This window comes from Pseudomonas sp. NPDC087342 (assembly GCF_044744265.1).
GTDB classification, from domain to species: Bacteria; Pseudomonadota; Gammaproteobacteria; order Pseudomonadales; family Pseudomonadaceae; genus Aquipseudomonas; species Aquipseudomonas nunensis.
In genome coordinates this window covers 95,817-115,020 of record NZ_JBIUXZ010000006.1, presented here as the reverse complement: position 1 = coordinate 115,020, position 19,204 = coordinate 95,817, and the positions used below count along the sequence as shown (strand labels likewise).

The 19,204-nt window shown below is 59.7% G+C and carries 14 protein-coding genes and 1 pseudogene; 7 read left to right on the top strand and 8 right to left on the bottom strand.

What is annotated here, in order from left to right; translation table 11 throughout:
- Positions 1 to 221 precede the first annotated feature (221 nt).
- Positions 222 to 1,343 (top strand): HlyD family secretion protein, encoded by a 1,122-nt coding sequence (locus tag ACIOYV_RS15775; protein WP_054051528.1) that lies wholly within the window; start codon positions 222 to 224, stop codon positions 1,341 to 1,343.
- Positions 1,340 to 2,929, top strand: a complete 1,590-nt coding sequence (locus ACIOYV_RS15770) for a DHA2 family efflux MFS transporter permease subunit (protein ID WP_401324903.1) — start codon at positions 1,340 to 1,342, stop codon at positions 2,927 to 2,929. The genes ACIOYV_RS15775 and ACIOYV_RS15770 overlap by 4 nt, the downstream gene beginning before the upstream one ends.
- On the opposite strand, the gene ACIOYV_RS15765 is transcribed toward ACIOYV_RS15770, so the two are convergent.
- From ACIOYV_RS15765 to ACIOYV_RS15755, 3 genes are all read right to left on the bottom strand, one after another.
- Positions 2,930 to 3,652 carry a hypothetical protein gene (locus tag ACIOYV_RS15765; RefSeq protein ID WP_401324900.1) on the bottom strand — a complete coding sequence of 241 codons (723 nt, stop codon included), beginning with the start codon at positions 3,650 to 3,652 and terminating at the stop codon, positions 2,930 to 2,932.
- A gap of 4 nt (positions 3,653 to 3,656) precedes the next feature.
- A complete protein-coding gene (locus tag ACIOYV_RS15760) occupies positions 3,657 to 4,871 on the bottom strand; it encodes an AAA family ATPase (RefSeq protein ID WP_401324897.1) in 1,215 nt (404 codons plus the stop codon).
- A 175-nt stretch (positions 4,872 to 5,046) separates the two neighbouring features.
- A complete protein-coding gene (locus ACIOYV_RS15755; RefSeq protein WP_054051525.1) occupies positions 5,047 to 5,487 on the bottom strand; it encodes a carboxymuconolactone decarboxylase family protein in 441 nt (146 codons plus the stop codon).
- A gap of 202 nt (positions 5,488 to 5,689) precedes the next feature.
- On the opposite strand from ACIOYV_RS15755, the gene ACIOYV_RS15750 reads away from it, so the two are divergent.
- The 3 genes from ACIOYV_RS15750 to ACIOYV_RS15740 all read left to right on the top strand — a co-directional run bounded on the left by ACIOYV_RS15750 (position 5,690) and on the right by ACIOYV_RS15740 (position 9,836).
- Positions 5,690 to 6,196, top strand: coding sequence for a sigma-70 family RNA polymerase sigma factor (locus ACIOYV_RS15750; protein WP_401324894.1), 507 nt, complete (start codon positions 5,690 to 5,692; stop codon positions 6,194 to 6,196).
- Positions 6,196 to 7,155, top strand: coding sequence for a FecR domain-containing protein (locus tag ACIOYV_RS15745; protein WP_265039829.1), 960 nt, complete (start codon positions 6,196 to 6,198; stop codon positions 7,153 to 7,155). The genes ACIOYV_RS15750 and ACIOYV_RS15745 overlap by 1 nt, the downstream gene beginning before the upstream one ends.
- 260 nt (positions 7,156 to 7,415) lie before the next feature.
- Positions 7,416 to 9,836, top strand: coding sequence for a TonB-dependent siderophore receptor (locus ACIOYV_RS15740; protein WP_401324892.1), 2,421 nt, complete (start codon positions 7,416 to 7,418; stop codon positions 9,834 to 9,836).
- Between the two features lie 141 nt (positions 9,837 to 9,977).
- On the opposite strand, the gene ACIOYV_RS15735 is transcribed toward ACIOYV_RS15740, so the two are convergent.
- A complete protein-coding gene (locus tag ACIOYV_RS15735; protein ID WP_054617338.1) occupies positions 9,978 to 11,420 on the bottom strand; it encodes a mechanosensitive ion channel family protein in 1,443 nt (480 codons plus the stop codon).
- A gap of 278 nt (positions 11,421 to 11,698) precedes the next feature.
- Complete coding sequence (locus tag ACIOYV_RS15730; RefSeq protein WP_401324889.1) at positions 11,699 to 12,565, bottom strand: pirin family protein; 867 nt, start codon at positions 12,563 to 12,565, stop codon at positions 11,699 to 11,701.
- 192 nt (positions 12,566 to 12,757) lie between these two features.
- Here ACIOYV_RS15730 and ACIOYV_RS15725 point away from each other — a divergent pair, with 192 nt between their 5' ends.
- Together ACIOYV_RS15725 and dkgB are read left to right on the top strand one after the other, a co-directional pair.
- Entirely contained in the window at positions 12,758 to 13,297 is a 540-nt protein-coding gene (locus ACIOYV_RS15725; RefSeq protein WP_401324887.1) for a PaaI family thioesterase, read from the top strand.
- Between the two features lie 257 nt (positions 13,298 to 13,554).
- Positions 13,555 to 14,358, top strand: a complete 804-nt coding sequence (dkgB, locus tag ACIOYV_RS15720) for a 2,5-didehydrogluconate reductase DkgB (RefSeq protein ID WP_401324884.1) — start codon at positions 13,555 to 13,557, stop codon at positions 14,356 to 14,358.
- Between the two features lie 3 nt (positions 14,359 to 14,361).
- On the opposite strand, the gene ACIOYV_RS15715 is transcribed toward dkgB, so the two are convergent.
- The 3 genes and pseudogenes from ACIOYV_RS15715 to ACIOYV_RS15705 all read right to left on the bottom strand — a co-directional run.
- The gene (locus ACIOYV_RS15715; RefSeq protein WP_401324882.1) at positions 14,362 to 17,586 is read right to left on the bottom strand and encodes a transporter substrate-binding domain-containing protein; all 3,225 of its coding nucleotides are present in this window, start codon (positions 17,584 to 17,586) and stop codon (positions 14,362 to 14,364) included.
- Complete coding sequence (locus ACIOYV_RS15710; protein WP_401324879.1) at positions 17,587 to 18,207, bottom strand: response regulator; 621 nt, start codon at positions 18,205 to 18,207, stop codon at positions 17,587 to 17,589.
- 333 nt (positions 18,208 to 18,540) lie between these two features.
- Positions 18,541 to 19,122, bottom strand: a pseudogene (locus tag ACIOYV_RS15705) (cation transporting ATPase C-terminal domain-containing protein); the annotation flags it as partial.
- Positions 19,123 to 19,204: the final 82 nt, after the last annotated feature.

The following is a 19,204-nucleotide window of genomic DNA, read 5'->3' as shown; positions in this document are numbered from 1 at the left end:
CTGCTCGCGAAGGCGGTGTGTCAGCGACATTTCTATCCACTGAATGACCGCTTTCGCGAGCAGGCTCGCTCCCACAGGGTTCGCTTCTGATGGAATTTTCCGGGACTTACATTGCTTAAACAGACCACCTGACGACCGGCAGTAAAAATCAATTGCCACCAAATATTACATGCATCATATTACGGTCGTAATAACGACTCGCTCTTCACAGGTATTTCCCCATGACCAGCATGCCCACCGTTGAACCCGACCTGGCTGTCCCGGTGACCACCACCAAGCCGCCCGTGCTCAAACGTCTGCTTCTGCTGACCGTGGCAATCGCGGCCCTGATCGGCCTCGGGTTGTATGGCGCCCATTGGTGGACGGCCGGGCGATTCCTTGAAGAAACCGACGATGCCTACATTGGCGGCGACGTCACGGTGATCGGCCCGAAAGTAGCGGGTTATATCGAAGAAGTGCTGGTCACCGACAACCAGAAAGTGAAGGCCGGCGACGTGTTGGTCCGCCTGGATTCGCGTGACTACCGCGCCAACCTGGCCAAGGCTGAAGGCGCGGTCGCCGCCGAAGAAGCCCTGCTCGCCAACCTCAATGCCACCGAACAATTGCAACATGCGGTGATCGGCCAGGCCCGCGCCGGGATCGATGCGGCGGGCGCCGAAACCGCCCGTTCGCGGGATGACGATGCGCGCTACAAAAAACTGGTCGGCAGCAACGCGGTCTCGGTGGAAAGTGCGCAGCGCGCCAACGCCACCTTCAAGACCGCCCAGGCGATCAGCGCCCGAGCCCAGGCAGAATTGCTCGCTTCCCAGCGTCAGTTGGACGTGATCGAAACCCAGAAACAACAGGCCCGCGCCGCGTTGATGCAAGCCAAGGCTGAACGGGATCTGGCGCAACTGAACGTCGGCTACACCGAACTCAAGGCGCCGGTGGACGGCGTGGTCGGCAATCGTCGCGCGCGGGTTGGCGCCTATGCCCAGGCCGGTTCGCAACTGTTGTCGGTGGTGCCATCGAGCGGTCTGTGGGTCGATGCCAACTTCAAGGAAGACCAACTGGCGCGGATGACCTCCGGCCAGCGCGTGATCATCCGTGCCGACGTGCTCTCGGGCCAGGTTTTCCACGGTCATCTCGACAGCCTCGCCCCCGCCAGTGGCGCGCAGTTCAGCGTGTTGCCGCCGGAAAACGCCACCGGCAACTTCACCAAAATCGTCCAGCGCGTGCCGGTGCGCATCGTGCTTGATCCAGCCGATGGCGTGCTCGGGCATCTGCGTCCGGGGCTGTCGGTGACCGCTGAAGTCGACACCCGCGACGAGGATAAAACTCCTGCCGTGGCCAGCGCACCATGAGCACCGTCGCCGCCCCCGCGCAACCGTTCAATGCCGCCACGATGGCGACGGCGACCAAAGTTTTCGCCTTCGCCAGCATGTGCATCGGCATGTTCATTGCGCTGCTGGATATCCAGATTGTCTCCGCTTCGTTGCGCGACATCGGTGGCGGGCTCTCCGCCGGCACCGACGAAACCGCGTGGGTGCAGACCAGTTACCTGATCGCTGAAATCATCGTAATTCCGTTGTCCGGCTGGTTATCCCGAGTGTTCTCGACCCGTTGGTTGTTCTGCGCCTCGGCGGTCGGTTTCACCCTGGCCAGCCTGCTCTGCGGCGTGGCCTGGAACATCCAGAGCATGATCGCTTTTCGCGCCCTGCAAGGGTTTCTCGGCGGCTCGATGATCCCGCTGGTGTTCACCACCGCGTTCTTTTTCTTCACCGGCAAACAACGGGTGATCGCCGCCGCGACTATCGGTGCGGTGGCTTCATTGGCGCCGACACTGGGCCCGGTGATCGGTGGTTTTATCACTGACGTGTCGTCCTGGCACTGGCTGTTCTACATCAACCTGGTGCCGGGGATTTTTGTCGCCGTGGCAGTGCCAATGCTGGTGAAGATCGACCAGCCGGAACTCTCGCTGCTCAAGGGCGCCGACTACCTCAGCATGGTGTTTATGGCGCTGTTTCTCGGCTGCCTGGAATACACCCTCGAAGAAGGCCCGCGCTGGAACTGGTTCAGCGACAGCACAATCCTGACCACCGCGTGGATCAGCGGCCTCGCCGGGCTGGCCTTCATCGGACGAACCCTGTACGTGGCCAATCCGATCGTCGATTTGCGCGCCTTGAAGGACCGCAACTTCGCCCTCGGTTGCTTCTTTTCATTCGTCACCGGGATCGGCCTGTTCGCCACGATATACCTGACGCCGCTGTTTCTCGGCCGGGTGCGTGGCTACAGCGCGCTGGACATTGGCCTGGCGGTTTTTTCCACCGGGGTGTTCCAGATCATGGCGATTCCGCTGTACGCCTTTCTGGCCAACCGCGTCGATCTGCGCTGGATCATGATGACCGGCCTCGGCTTGTTCGCGTTATCGATGTGGGATTTCAGCCCGATTACCCATGACTGGGGCGCGCGGGAATTGATGCTGCCGCAAGCGTTGCGCGGGATTGCCCAGCAACTGGCGGTGCCGCCAGCAGTGACCCTGACCTTGGGTGGCCTGGCGCCGTCGCGTCTCAAACATGCGTCGGGGTTATTCAACCTGATGCGCAACCTCGGCGGTGCGATTGGCATTGCGGCGTGCGCCACCATCCTCAACGACCGCACCAACCTGCACTTCACTCGGTTGGCGGAGCACTTGAACAGCACCAACGAAGCGCTCAACCAGTGGCTGTCCCAGGTCGGCAACAACTTCGCCGCCCTCGGCCAAAGCGGTGACGCGGGGGTCACCGCCAGCCTGCGTCAGCTGTGGTTGCTGACGTACCGCGAAGCCCAGACACAAACCTATGGCGACGCGTTTTTGATGATCATGGTCTGCTTCATCATCGCCACGGCGATGGTGCCCTTGATGCGCAAGGTGCAACCACCGGCCGCGCCGTCAGCAGATGCTCACTGATCAGGTTCGCAACATCATTTGAGCCACGTCATTCACACGTGCTTTAAAAGCATTGAAGCTGGCCATATTGATTTGCAAAGGGTCTATCTGGCCATCAGCAATGGCGTCATTCAAGTCGACCGTCGTTGAGGCGCCGCCACGAGCACGAGACAACTGGGCTTTCAATGAGTTAGGGGAGTCATCATTTCCAGACTCCTGTTCGAGCGAACCACAATACTGGTAGGGATCCGCTTTAGAGGCGCATAACAACCAGGCTTCGGATTTGGGCTGAGGAAGAATGGGGATCCCAAACTGGGAGTCCCCATCTTGGAAACCATTGATCATAGAGTCCCATTTCGCCGCCCACTCTCCCCGTCCTGAGGATTGCGTGCCATCGGCATCGCGAAACAATACCGGTATTACGTCGCGATCCAATTCGTTCTGTAACTGTGTTGCCTTCAGCGCCAGGCGGCGGGCGTTTTCATAGTAATACCCTGTTTCTTTGGCTTTGCGCTTTCCTGGCGCTGAAAGCTGCCTGCCACGATGTTTAGGCTCTTCACCAAGAAGTTCAGATTTGTGAACAAATGTCACTGCATGTACATCCAGCAATGAATACTGAAAATGCGCCTCAAAAAGTTTATCCAAAAACAAATATATTGGGCCATGTTTGAAAAGGTGCCCTTCCTCTCCGTGGCCCAGACAGCCAATATCCGATGGTCCTTCACCGCTAACAAGAAGCAACATACTTTCACTCTCCCGACAGGCGCGCTATTTCCTGAGGAAGACGAACAAGATCAGTATCGACAAATACCTCTCCCGGCCCCATGACTGTAAGCTTTTCGGCGATCGACGGGATGGAAAAGAAATGCGTCGCTCGGGTCTCACCTTTTTCTGTTTTATAGATGAGTTGCACACCAGAAACAGCGACATCATCATTGAGATAATTAAGGATCATCGGGCTGTGGGTGGTAACCATTACTTGACGTTGAACATCAACCAAATAGTCCAGCAAAAACTCGATCAATTCAGGATTGATTCCATTTTCCACTTCATCGAACAGAATGAATCCATGCGCCGATAATGTTTCCGCGAGAATTGCCATCATCCGAAGCATGCCATCATTGATATGTTTGGCCTGCGTACTGATTACCCCCGTGCTGTAGGCCTCTTGTATGCTCAGAGACTTCCACCCGGACTGCAGAGTCTTAACGTCGACAGACTGTAATCTAGGATAATTTTTCTTCAGCATTTTATAGAGCGCATCAAGTTGTTCGGGCGCCATTTGATGCAAAAAGGCCGAAAGCTTTTCTCCGGCAAAGCCCAGTGACCCCTCACTTCCTCGCGCTTGCTTGCGTAGATATTGGGGGGACAGCGCGTCTAATGAAGTAATGCCGGAAAGGAAACGCTTGAAGGCAACAAAACCTTCCGGAAGCAGATTTTCCTTAAGTGCTGAAAGAAATGAACCTTGGTATTCAAAACTAATGATCCCCGCGTTAGCGGTGTGCATCCCCCCATCGCGATTAAAATCAAAAATCTTAAATCGTCCATCTTCGACTTGTACAACGCTCTCTCCAATCTCCCAGCTTTCTTCAGTACAACGTAACGATGTTCGATTGAAGCTTGCCTTCCAAACGGCACGCTCTCCCGACACTTCGCAAACCACAGAAAAATTTATATTGCTGGCTTTACTGAGTTTCGACTTTAGATCAACAGGCTTCCAATCCCGGCTCTTTAGCCAGCCTGAAATATCACCTTTAATCTGTTGTGACAGAAAATCCAGCGCCTGCAAAATTGTAGACTTGCCAGCACCGTTCAAACCTATCAAACACGTAAATTTTGCCAGCGTCATTTCAAATCCAACTAACGATTTGAAATTATCAATCTTGAAAGACTTTAAACGTATATCTGGCGAATTCGGAGCCGTGCCCGTAGATGATTTAATGCTGGTCTGATTATCAGTCATGAATTTTCCTTGACCGGAAGCGCGGCTAAATGCGGCCAATATAGGTCAGCTTAGCGGACCACTCAAGAATTCAATCGTAAACACTCCCTTAGATGTGCATTGCTGTAAAAAGCTCTGCCCTCTCTCCTGGCTGACGGTGCAACCACCGGCCGCGCCGTCAGCAGATGCGCATTGATCAGGCTTGAGGCATTTTGCGGAAGCCAATCGCCAGGCGATTCCAGGCGTTGATGGTGGTGATGGCGACGGTCAGGTCGACCATTTCCTTGGGGCTGAACTCGGAGACGGCCAGTTCATAGTCTTCGTCCGAAGCGTGGGTCTGGCTGATCAGGGTCAGGGATTCGGTCCAGGCCATCGCCGCACGTTCACGCGGAGTGAAGAACGGCGTTTCACGCCACGCCGACAAGGTGGCCAGGCGACGCTCGTCTTCACCGCCCTTGCGGGCATCGGCGCTGTGCATATCGAGGCAGAACGCGCAGCCGTTGATTTGCGAAGTGCGCAGCTTGACCAGTTCGATCAGGTTCTTTTCCAGCGGCAGTTTCGAGACGGCGGTTTCCAAGGCGATCATGGCTTTGAGGGCGTCTGGGGAAGCAGTGTAGAAATCGATACGAGGTTTCATGGTGGGCTCCATCACAAGTGGGTGTGGAGCTACGTTAAGCCCGCCCTCGCCTGCGACAAATAGCCAATATTCGGGAAGTCGAGGAGGCCATTACAGGGCCGCCCGAAAAAGCCAATTGCCAGAGCTCGGTCCGCGCCACTAGAATGCGATCAATTCTTAATTGCACTCAGGCCAGGACGCCCGAATCGAGTATCTGTCCGCCATGTCATCCGCCGACCAGCCCTTGAATCAGCAAGTCCATCACCTCTACAGCGAACACCACGGCTGGCTTCAGGGATGGTTGCATCGAAAACTGGGCAACCGCTGCGACGCGGCCGACCTGGCCCACGATACTTTTCTACGTCTGCTGACCCGCCAGGTCGTGCGGCCGCTGGGCAGTGAACCTCGCGCGCTGTTGACGCACATCGCCAAGGGCCTGGTGATTGATCGCTGGCGCCGCCAAGACCTCGAACGGGCTTATCTGGAGACCATCGCGCATTTGCCGGCCGCTGAAGTGCCCTCGCCCGAAACCCGATTCCTGATTCTCGAAACCCTGATGCGCATTGAAGCGCTGCTGCGTGAGTTGCCGGCTGTCACCCGCGATACGTTCCTGCTGTCTCAGATCGAAGGGCTGACTTACAGCCAGATCGCGACGCGCCTGAATGTGTCGCTGATCACCGTCAAACGGCACATGCGCGCGGCGTTCATTGCCTGCCTGAGTGTCGCTTGATGAACTCATCAGTGATCAATCCGCAGATTCTCGGTGAAGCCGCCGACTGGCTGGTGCAGTTGCATTCGGGTACGGCAACGCCGTCCGATCACCAGGCCATCGCCCAATGGCGCACGCGCAGCGCTGAGCATGCCCAGGCCTGGTTGCGGGCCGAGGCGATACTCGGGGACTTTCGCAACGTCCCGGCCAACCTCGCGATCCAGACCCTGCAACGGGCCGCGCGCAAGGACGGCCTCACCCGGCGCCAGACGCTCACGCGCCTGGGCTTGTTGCTGATGGCCGGGCCGTTGGGCCTCGCCGCGCAACAGGCGCCGTGGCAAAAATGGACCGCCGACCAGCGCACCGCTGTGGGCGAACAAAAGAACCTGCAACTGCCCGATGGCAGCCAGATTGTGCTCAACACTGAGAGCGCGGTGGACATCGCCTTCAACCTGCAGGAACGTCGACTCCTGCTATTGCAAGGCGAAGTACTGATCAGCACCGTCAAGGACCCCGCCGCCCGGCCGTTTATCGTCGAAACCCCGCAAGGCACCGCCCGTGCCCTGGGCACCCGGTTTTGCGTGCGGATCAACGGCTCGCGCAGCCAGGTGTCGGTGCTTGAAGGGCTGGTAGAAGTCACGCCGCAGTTGCTGCGACAGAGCACGACCCTCAAGGCCGGTGAACGCCAGAGTTTCAAGCTAAACCGCTTTGACTCGATGGAAAGTTTCGACACCAGCGCCCTGGCCTGGGACAAGGGCATGTTGCTGGCGAACAATATGCGCCTGGACGAATTGCTCGGTGAGTTGAGCCGCTATCGACCGGGTGTGTTGCGCTGTCATGCGGATGTCGCGGCGTTGCGCGTGTCCGGGGCTTTTTCATTGCGTGACACCGACGCCAGCCTGCGCCTGCTCAGCGATACCTTGCCGCTGAAAATCAGCAGCCTGACCCGCTATTGGCTGTCCGTGGAACCGAGAGCCTGACAAACAGACCTGTAGCAGCTGTCGAGCCCCGGCGAGGCTGCGTTCGGCTGCGAAGCAGTCGTGAAATCAGGCGGCGCGGTTCTTCAGGAAGACCGTGAGCTCAGGTTTGACGACTGCTTCGCAGCCGAACGCAGCCTCGCAGGCTCGACAGCTGCTACAACCGACTCCAGATTATTTTCAATGTCCCCTGATACCTTTCTGCGTTTCGTTCGGTGTGTGGATAGACCTCTTCAATTCCACGCGCTCGACAGGAACGCCGAATGACTTCAACACCCCTGCACGATTTCCCGCTCAAGGCGTTAAGCCTGGGCATCGCCCTCGCCTTCAGCGCATTGCCGCCGCTCACCAGTCAGGCGGCCGACGCGGTCAACGAAAGCGCCAGCCGTAACGTCAATATCGGCCCGGGGTTGCTCAGCCACACGTTGGCGCAATTCGCCGTGAGTGTCGGGGTGCCGCTGTCGTTCGATCCGGCGCAACTGGGTGATCGCCAAAGTCCGGGGTTGCAAGGTGCCTACAGCGTGCAATCGGGTTTCGCGCAGTTACTCGATGGCAGTGGTTTTGAGCTGATCGCCACCAGTGGCAACGGCTACACGATCGCACCTCGCGTCGCGGCTGGCGGCGCACTGGAACTGGGCGCCACCAGTGTCAGCGCCTTGCGCGACGAGAATGCCGAGACCTACGGCGGCGGCCAGGTCGCCAAAGTCGCGCAGGTCGGCATGCTCGGCAATCAGGCGCTGAAAGACCTGCCCTTCAGCGTCACCAGCTACACCGCCAAGACCATCGCCGACCAGCAAGCGCAAACCGTCGGCGATGTGCTGCTCAATGATGCTTCAGTGCGTCAGTCCGCCGGGTTCGGCAACTTCTCCCAAGTGTTCATGATTCGTGGTTTGCCCCTGGCCTCGGATGACATTTCCTATAACGGCCTGTACGGCGTGTTGCCCCGGCAGATCATCGCCACCGAAGCGCTGGAACGGGTCGAGTTGTTCAAGGGACCGAACGCTTTCGTCAACGGCGTGACCCCGAGCGGCAGCGGGATCGGTGGCGGGGTCAACCTGCAACCCAAACGCGCCAACGATATCCCGACTCGTAGCGTCACCCTCGATTACAGCGCCGATGGCCGGGTCGGCGGGCATCTGGATTTGGGCCAGCGTTTTGGCGAAGACAACCGCTTCGGTGCGCGGGTCAACCTGCTGCAACGAGAAGGCGATACCGCCGTCGATGATGAAGACCAGCGCTCTTCGTTGATCAGCCTGGGCCTGGACTATCGCGGTGATCGCCTGCGCATCTCCACCGATCTGGGCTACCAGAAACAGGTGATCAACCAGGGCCGCTCGGTGGTGTACGTCGATTCCAGCCTGAAGAAAGTGCCCAAGGTGCCGAACGCCAACGCCGGTTATGCGCAGAGCTGGAGCTACTCACAACTGGAAGATACCTTCGGCATGGCCCGCGCCGAATATGACCTGAGCGACAACTGGACCGCGTACGTGGCCGGTGGCGCCAAACACACCCGCGAAAACGGCGTGTACTCGTCCCTGACCCTCACCGACCTCAACGGCAATGCGCGTGGCGGCATGCTGTATCCGCCCCACGACGAGGACAACCAAAGCCTGATGGCCGGCCTTAATGGGCACATGAACACCGGCCCGGTCAGCCATCAATTGAACCTTGGCCTGGCAGGAATCTGGGGCGAACAGCGCTCGGCCTTCGAAACCATCGGCACCGCCGGGCGCTACAGCACCAACATCTACAACGTCACCGACAAACCGCGACCACCGGCGACCTCGTTCGGCAGCGACATCCACGACCCGCGCATCGTCGGCAAAAACACCCTGCGCAGCGCGGCGGTGTCGGACACCTTGGGCTTTATCGATGATCGCGTGTTGCTGACCCTCGGTGTACGGCGCCAGGATTTGAAAGTCGACGGCTGGAGCACCACCACTGGCGCGCGCACTTCAAGTTATGAAGAGTCGATCACCACGCCGGTCTACGGTCTGGTCATCAAGCCTTGGGAACATGTGTCGTTCTACGCCAACCGCATCGAAGGCCTGGCGAAAGGCCCGACGCCGCCGACCAGCGCGATCAACCGCGACGAAACCTTCGCCCCGGTGCGCAGCAAGCAAATCGAGGCTGGTGTGCGCCTGGACATGGACAGCTACGGCGCGAGCCTCGGTGTGTATCGCATCGAGCAGCCGTCGAGCTACACCCAGGACGGGATTTTCCGGGTCGACGGCCAGCAGCAAAACAAGGGCCTGGAGCTTAACGTCTACGGCGAACCGCTGGATGGCCTGCGCCTGCTCAGCGGCGCGACCCTGATGAAAACCGAGATCGAAGGCAGCGCCAACGGTGTGAATGACGGCAACCGCGCCGTGGGTGTGCCGCGCTTTCAGCTGAATTTGGGGGCTGATTGGGACGTGCCGGGGATTGAAGGTGCGGCGCTGAGTGCGCGGATGTTGCGTACCGGTGGGCAGTATTTGAATGCGGCCAATACCCAGAGCATTCCGGCGTGGAATCGCTTTGATGTGGGTTCGCGGTATGCCTTCAAGGTTGATGAAAAGGAAATCACCTTGCGGGCCAATCTGGAGAACGTTGCGAACAAGGCCTATTGGGCGTCGGCGAATGGCGGGTACCTGACCCAGGGGACGCCGCGGACGTTAAAGGTTTCGGCGACTGTGGATTTCTGATTGATCCGGGATTTGTTGTGGGGCTGATATTGCCTTCGCGGGCAAGCCTCGCTCCTACAGGTCAGATGTTTGCATGACACCAATCCTGTAGGAGCGAGGCTTGCCCGCGAACCGCGCAGCGGCCATTCACCGCAAATCCATTCAAGCCCGATTACGCAACCACTGCAAAAACCCCTTCTTCGGCACCACCACCGGTTCGTCCTGAGTCAACGTCCGTGCCTTGTGCAGACGGAAATCCAGCAAGGCTTTCATCGCATCGTTGATGTCGTGGCGTGCGTCCAGGCACGGCTTGAGGTAGGCCTTTTCGATGCGGTACAGGGCACAGAAAGTCTTGGCCGTAAACGCGGCGGGCACCGAGGTGTCGGACAGGATGCCGGCCTCGCCAATCACTTCGCCCGGCCCCATGCGCCCGGATTCGAACGGCGTGCCGTGACGCATCAGGGTCACCGAGATCACCCCGGATTCAATGATGAACAAGTGATCGCTGACCTCCCCCGCCGCCAGGATCGTCTCGCCGGCGCGGAAGGTTTGCAGGGTCATGTTCTGGCTGAAGGTTTCTTTCTCTTCCTGGCGCAGGGTCGAGAAAATCGCCGAGCTTTCCAGCAGCGCCCTCGGCCGGGACACGTTGCTCGGCGGGTTGGGCTCGACGCTCGACAGCAGATTGATGCCGGACGCCTGCAAGTGCCGATACGCCAGGTCGAACAGCAGATTGCGCACTGTGCGTTTCTGGTCCATCGAGGCGACAAACCCGCTGATCTCGTATTCGACCCCGGCGCTGCTGGAGCTTTTCAGGGCGACATTCGGCGCAGGGTGATCGAGCAACAGACGGCAGCCCTGCATCGCCCGTTCCAGGGCTTCGACCACGGTGTTTGGCCGTGCGTGTGGACTCAGTTGCAGGCAGATGGACACGCCGAACATGTCGCTCGGCCGACTGAAGTTGATGATCTTGGCCTTGGCCGCGAGGGAGTTGGGAATCACCGCCAGGCTGCCTTGGGCGGTTTGCATGCGCGTGGCGCGCCAGTCGATGTCGGTGACCCGGCCTTCGGTGCCGTCGATGGAGATCCAGTCATCGATTTGATAAGGCTTGGTGGTGTTGAGGACGATGCCGGAGAACACGTCGCTGAGGGTACTTTGCAGCGCCAGGCCGACGATGATCGCCACCGCGCCGGAGGTGGCGAGGACGCCTTTGACCGGCAGGTCGAGCACGTAGGCCATGGCCGCGATGATCGCGATCAGGAAAATCACCGCGCCGAGCAGATCCTGGAGCAAACGCCCGGTGTGCCCGACCCGTTGCATCATCACCGCGCCGATCAGCACCGTCAGGGTCCGTGCACCGAACAGCCACCAGCCGATCTGCAAACCGGTGGCGGCCAGGTGCAGCGGCACATTGTCGGCCCAGGGCGCGGGCTCCAGCGGATTCAGACCTTCGTTGAACAGCAGGACGCTGAACAACGCAAAAATCACCAGCCGCACCACCAGTTTCCAGTTGCTGCCGTTGGTGCTGATCAAACGCCACAGCCCCAGATCGATCAGGATCAAGGCCAGCGCGACGAGCAGCGGGTGATCGGTGAGCAGTGACAGCATCAAGCAACTCCAGCAAGGGCCAATGGCGCGAAGATCGCACGGATTGGGCACAGTGTAGGAGCAAATTGATTCCTCAAGAACAACTCAAAACAACTGTGGGAGCGAGCTTGTGGCGAGGGGGCTTGCCCCCCGTTCGGCTGCGAAGCAGTCGTAAAACCACCACACGCGGCGCATCTGATACACATCGGTATTAGTTTTTGGGGCCGCTTCGCGACCCAACGGGGGCAAGCCCCCTCGCCACAGGCCCGCTCCCACAGGGTTATTGCGGTGTTGCGGATTTAACGGCTCATCCGCCCAAACCGGCCCGACTGGTAATCGGCAAACGCCTGGTGGATTTCCTGTTCGCTGTTCATCACAAACGGGCCGTGGCCGACGATAGGCTCGTCAATCGGCTCGCCGCTGAGCAGCAACACCACCGCGTCGTTATTGGCTTCCAGACTGAGCTGCTGGCCATCGCGTTCGAACAACGCCAACTGCCCTTGCCGCACCAATTCCACGCCATTGATCTGCACCGTACCGCGCAGCACCACCAGCGCGGTGTTGCGACCTTCGTGCAAGTCCAGCGTCAGCAACTTGCCAGCGTTGAGGCGCAGGTCCCAGACATCAATCGGCGTGAAGGTGCGCGATGGCCCGGTATGGCCGTCGAACTCCCCGGCGATCAGGCGCAGGCTGCCCGCATCGTCCTTGAGCGGGATGTTCGGGATGTCGCGGTCGAGGATCGTCTGGTAACCGGCGTCGGCCATTTTGTCCTTGGCGGGCAGGTTGACCCACAGCTGCACCATTTCCAGGGTGCCGCCGGTTTTGGCGAAAGCGTCGGAATGAAACTCCTCATGGATGATCCCCGAGGCAGCAGTCATCCATTGCACATCGCCCGGCCCGATCGTGCCGCCACCACCGCTGGAGTCGCGGTGTTGCACTTCGCCGTCGTAGACGATGGTTACGGTTTCAAAGCCGCGATGCGGATGCTGGCCGACGCCACGCTGCTCGGTGGTCGGGGTGAATTCAGCGGGCCCGGCGTGATCCAGCAGCAAAAACGGGCTGATGTGTTTGCCCATGGTGTCGTAGGAAAACAACGTGCGAACCGGAAAACCGTCGCCGACCCAATGCGCCCGTGGACTGGTGTAGATACCGATGATGTTTTTCATCGCGCCTCCGAAATAGGTGGGTAAAGCATGAACCCAGCTTAAATCTGATATCTATTCTGCACTAGACGGCAACAACCAGCCTCAGCGTCCCATCAGTAGAACGACCCCGGCAAACGAGGACTGGCAAGGTTTTTATTTCGGACATAATATCGATGAAAATTACAGCCATAATATCTGTCCAAGGAATTGATCATGCAAAGCCCTACCCGTGAAGCCACTCTCGCCCAATGGATTGCCCAGGAACAGGCGGTGCGCGCCCGCCTCGCCGGGCCCGGCAGCCTGTCGATGGCCGAGGTCAGCGCGCTATCGCCCGCAGAATTTTTCGAGGGCGTCGGCAACGGCGAATTGCCCTCGCCGCCAATTGGCACGCTGATGGATTTCATCCCGATCGAATGGTCGGCCGGGCTGTTCATCTTCCAGGGCACCCCGGATTCGCGGCACTACAACCCGCTGGGAAGCGTGCATGGCGGCTATGCGGCGACCTTGCTGGATTCGTGCATGGGCTGTGCGATTCACACGCAATTGAAGAAAGGCCAGGGCTACACAACGCTGGATCTGCGCATCAGTTATGTCCGGGCGTTGACCGGCGCCAGCGGCCCGGTGCGCGCCGAGGGCAAGATTGTGCACCTGGGGCGTTCGACGGCGTTGGCCGAGGGGCGGATTTATGACGTGGATGGACGGTTGTATGCGACCGGATCGACGACTTGCATGATTCTTGAGGCGCGGGGGTAAGGTTTTGGACCGAGTCGTGGCCTTCGCGGGCAAGCCTCGCTCCTACAGGTTTGAGGTTTTCCGCGGAATGTCGGCACGACACACATCCTGTAGGAGCGAGGCTTGCCCGCGAAGAGGCCAGACCAGACACCGACAACCTAACCATCTGCCCCCATTCATGACTTTCGGTAAACATTGCTTTGCCCCACCAGCGGTTTTTCTCAAGGATGCCGGCGCGGATACTCGTGCCCATTCCCACTGCAACCCTGGAGTCATCAATGTCTATTCCCGCATTCGGTCTTGGTACGTTTCGTCTGCAAGGCCAAGTGGTCATCGATTCGGTGAGCACCGGCCTTGAACTCGGCTACCGGGTCGTCGACACCGCGCAGATCTACGAAAACGAAGCCGACGTCGGCCAGGCCATCGCCGCCAGCGGCATTCCGCGCGAAGAGCTGTTCATCACCAGCAAGATCTGGGTTGCGAACTTCGCCAAGGATCGCCTGATCGACAGCCTCAAGCAGAGCCTGCGCAACTTGCAGACCGACTACCTGGACCTGACGCTGATCCACTGGCCATCCCCGGAAAACCAGGTGCCAGTGGAAGAATTCATGGGCGCTCTGCTCGAAGCCAAGAACATGGGCCTGACCCGCCAGATTGGCGTGTCCAACTTCACCGTCGATCTGATGAAACAGGCCATCGCGGCGGTCGGTGCCGAGAACATCGCCACCAACCAGATCGAGCTGCACCCGTACCTGCAAAACCGCAAAGTCGTCGAGTTCGCCCAGAGCCAGGGTATCCAGATCACCTCCTACATGACCCTGGCCTACGGCGAAGTGTTGAAGGACCCGGTGATCCAGCAGATCGCCGAACGCCTGCAAGCGACACCGGCCCAAGTCACCCTGGCCTGGGCCATGCAACTGGGTTACGCGGTGATTCCTTCATCGACCAAACGCGCCAACCTGCAAAGCAACCTGCACGCCGTTGCGCTGACCTTGAGCGACGCCGACATGGCGTTGATCGCCGGCCTGGATCGCGGCCAACGCTTGACCAGCCCTAAAGGCATCGCTCCGCACTGGGATTGATCGTCAGCGCGGCCCGAGGCTCTGGTCCAGGCGCGTCATGGTCTGCTGCAAATGCTCGACGGCGACGTCGATCTGCGCCCTGCGACCTTCGGCACACGCCTGTTCCAGTTGCTCGCAACACTCGATCAGCCGCACCGCCCGAACCATGCGCGCACCGCCCTTGATGCGGTGCGCCAGGTCCCGGAGGTCCTGGCGATTATCCGCCGCGTGCGCCAGCAACAATCGTTGGCGATCCTCACGGTTGGTCAGCGCCAGTTCCTGCACCAGACGATCAATCAAGCGGCGGTCGCTGCCGACGTAGCATTCCAGGCCACTCAAATCGATGTCAGCCTGCGGTGGTTCTTCCTGGGGTGATTCGTCAGCAAATCTTGCTGCCAGCCAATCACTCAGGTCCCCCAGGCGTATCGGTTTGAACAGGCAATCGTCCATCCCGGCTTCAAGACAGCGCAGCTTTTCCTCGGGTTGGGCATTGGCGGTGAACCCCAGAATCAACGTCGCCGGCAACCCTTGAGTCCGCTCTTCATCACGAATTGCCATCGCCAATTCATAACCACTGAGCACCGGCATGTTGCAGTCCGTGATCAGCACATCGGGCGTCTGCGCTCGCCACTGCTCCAATCCCTGCCCGCCATCCTTGGCCACCAAGACCCGATGCCCCAGATAACTCAGCTGACGCGACAGCAACAGGCGATTGGCCGGGTAGTCGTCGACCACCAGAATCGTCAACGCACGGATCGGCAACGGCAGTTCGCCCGGCGGCGCTGCGCTGGACTGCAACGCTTGCAGGGCGGGCACCTCCAGACTGACCTCGACCCGCGTGCCTCGACCGAGCTCACTGTGAAGCTGCAACCGCCCGCCCATCATTTCGCACAACGAGCGGCTGATCACCAACCCCAGCCCCGAACCGTGACGGCCGGATTGCGGGGTGTTGCCCGCCTGGACGAACGGACTGAACAGCCACTGCTGGTCGGCGACGCTGATGCCGATGCCACTGTCCTCGATCATCACGCTCACACGCAGATGCCCGGACACGCCAGGTTCCAGGCGCAAGCTCAGGCCGACCTCGCCGGCTTCGGTGAACTTGATCGCGTTGCTCAACAGATTCGACAGGACTTGTTTGAAACGCAGCGGATCGATCAACACATCGCGGTCGCTGTGCGCGTCCAGTTCAACCCGCCAATCGAGTGCCTTCTGGCGCGCCAGACCTTCAAAAACCCGACACACCGATTCCGTCAGCTCACGCAAATTGGCGCGCTCCGGCGCCAACGATAAATGCCCGGACTCGATGCGGGCGATGTCGAGGATATCGCCGATCAACACCAGCAGTTGCTGCGCGGAACTGGACGCCACTTCAATCGCAAACCGATCAGTCACGCCCTCTTCCGAGCGTTTCAGGGCCAGTTCGAGCATGCCGATCAAGGCGTTCATTGGCGTGCGGATCTCATGGCTCATGGTCGCCAGAAACGTGGTTTTCGCCCGGTTGGCGTCATCGGCGGCGTCCTTGGCGTCCTGCAATTGCTGCAGCCAGCGCTGACGCTGGGAAATCTGCCGGCGTTGCCAGGCGATCCAGCCCAGCGCCAGCAACAGCAAGGCCGCAGCAGCGGCAAAGCCTTGCAGGATGCCTTGGCGATGACGCTGCCAATAGCTGTCATCGACCATCACGTCGTTGCTCCAGCGCGCCACCAATTCGTCCATCTCCTGGGGTGAAATGCTCAGCAACGCCTTGTTCAGGATCGACTGCAATTCCACAGCGCCACGATCGGTGGCCAGGGTGATGAGCGCCGGTTCATTGCCCACGGTGCTGTTGATCTGCAGGCGATCACGGTAGTGCCGGACAATCAGATGACGGGTCAGGATCAATGAACTGAGCGCCGCATCAGCCTGCCCTTTCACCACGGCCTCCAGACCTTGCGCCGGACTTTGCACATCCACCAGCCGGACACCCGCTGCCCGCGCCAGAACAAACTCGCGCAAAGGATGACTGTGATTGATCGCCAGACGCTTGCCCGCCAAGTCGTCGAGGGTTTTCGGGCTGCCCGCCGTGGAGGCACTGACCAGCACGAACGGATTGCTCAGGTAGGCGCGAGTGAAACGCAACTCGGCCTCGCGCTCGGTGCTGGGAATAATCGCGGGCAGCAGGTCAATTTCACCGGCCTTGAGTTGCTGGATCTGTTGATCCAGTGAACGGCTGCGCTGCGCCCTGAAATTGAGGCCGCTGCGCTGGCTGATCAGGTTCAGCAACTGCGCCGTCAGCCCGCTGAAGCGTCCCTGGGCATCGAAAAACGTCAGCGGCGCGAAATCCTCGACGACGCCCACGGTGAGCGTCGGATGCCGCGCCAGCCAACGCTGTTCAGCAGCGCTCAAACGCACGCTCTGCTGACCGGGAAGATTGGCCCGGCCGGCACTCCAGCGCTGCTCGATGGCCGCGCGCTGATCCATGGGAATCGCCGCCAGTGCGCGGTCCACGATGCCCGACAGACGCGTATTGCTGCGGGCCAGAGCGAAGCCGAACGGGTTGGCGTCCAGGCCGGATGGCCCGGTCAGGTGAACGTTGTTGAGGTAGTTATTGTTGATCAGGTAGTTGGCGCTGATGAAGTCGCCCAGGTACACATCGTCCTGGCCGAACGCTACGGCGCCGAGGGCTTCGAGTGTCGAGGCATACTGGTGCAGCCGTGCCTCGGGATAGAACGCCTCGACACTGGAGGCCCGCAGATAATCGTCAACCATGGCAATGCGCTTGCCGGCCAGATCGTCGGGCAGGCGCTCGTCCAGTCGAGTGACGAGCATCGGCTGATCCTCGGCATAGGCCCGGGACCTGATCAGGTCGGTATCGGCGACCTCGAAATTGTTCGACGTCCCGAGCAGGTCCAGCCCATCAAGTTTGAGTGCCTGCATGGCCGCCTCGCGCGTGGCGTAACGCAAGACCTCGATCTTGACGTGCAGCAGTTGCGCCAGCAGATCGGCGTAATCAGCGGTGATGCCCTCCAGTTCTGCGTGATTGCGCGTCACCTCGAAGGGCGGGTAGTCCGGCCCCGACACACCGAGGCGCAACACGCGTTTGTTGCGCAGCCATTGCCAATCCGTTTCGTCGAGTTGGACGTCGTATCCGTCCACGGTCGAGCGTCCGAGCAGGTGTAGGGCTTGCGGTTCATCCGCCATCACCGCCGGGGTTTGCAGCGTGGTGAGCAGCATCAACACGATCAGGCAGGCGCGCACGGTCTGGTCCATTCAGATCAGCTGGTTGCGTTTGGCGAAATCACGCAAGTGCACCGCCGAATGCACCCTGAGTTTTTCGATCAGGCGTGTCTTGTAGGTGCTGACGGTCTTGTGGCTCAGGTTCATGAGCTCGGCGATTGCCTTGTTGCTCATACCGTTCGCCAAGTGTCGGCAAATAGCCAGTTCGCGATTGGAGAGTGAGTCGATCAGTTGCTTTTCACTGCTTTGCAGCGTGTCCAGGGACGACGAGGGCAATCGGCTGAAATAGGTATAGCCGGCCATGAGCGCATGGATCGCTTTGTGCAATTGGCTCAGATCGTTGGTTTTCGAGACATAGGCCAAGGCGCCGGCCCGCATGCAGCGCTCTTGAAAAAACAGCGGCTCCAGGGATGTAAAGATCAGCACCCGACAGGAGAACTCACTGAGCCTGATGCGCTCCAGCACTTCCAGCCCATCGAGGCCGGGCATGACCAAGTCGAGCACCAGCAGATCGGGGGCATGTTCGCGAAGCATGGCCATGACCTCGCTGCCGCTGGACGCCTCGTCAATCTGTTTGAAGCCCTCCTTTTCAAGAACAATTTTGACTGCGGCCCGTACCACCGGATGATCGTCCACAATCAGCGCTGACTTCATGGCAACTCCCTGTGCGAAAGACATGATTGCCCAACGTCTACCCCAGGACAGGCCCGGGGTAGACGCAACGGCTGCGCAATGACTTTTGCATGGGGCGACAGGCAAAACTACCTGTCAGATCTGACAGTTCAGACGAGTGGTCGCCAGGTCACGCGATCCCCTGTGGCGAGGGGGCTTGCCCCCGTTCGGCTGCGAAGCAGTCGTAAATCCAGGCAACTCGGTGTATCTGGCAGATTGCAGGGGCCGCTTCGCGCCCCAACGGGGGCAAGCCCCCTCGCCACAACAAGCCTCCTCGCCACAGGTTTTGTGTATGGGTTTTGTCCCGTCTGACGGTTATTGCCAGCCAAACCGGCGGATATAGAACCCTTTCACCGCCTGCGTCAGCCCCATGTACGCCAGCAGAATCAGCGGCAGGAACACGAAGTACAGCGACGGCAGTGCCTGCAGCTTGAAGTAGTGCGCCAGCGGTCCCATCGGCAGGAAGATCCCGACTGCCATGATGATCCCGGTCATGACCATCAACGGCATCGCCGCGCGGCTTTGCAGGAATGGAATCTTCGGCGTGCGGATCATGTGCACGATCAGCGTCTGGGTCAGCAGCCCCACCACGAACCAACCGGACTGGAACAGGGTCTGGTGGTCCGGGGTGTTGGCGTCGAACACGTACCACATCAACGCAAACGTGGTGATGTCGAAGATCGAACTGATCGGGCCGAAGAACAGCATGAAGCGTCCGACGTCCGCCGGCTGCCAGCGTTGGGGTTTCTTCAGCATCTCGGCATCGACGTTATCGAACGGGATGGCGATCTGCGAAATGTCATACAGCAGGTTTTGCACCAGCAGGTGCATCGGCAGCATCGGCAGGAACGGGATAAACGCGCTGGCCACCAGCACCGAGAACACGTTGCCGAACGACATAAATCCTGTAGGAGCGAGGCTTGCCCGCGAAGACGGCGGTCATTTCACCGCAGCACTTACGCCAACACCCGCTCCAATG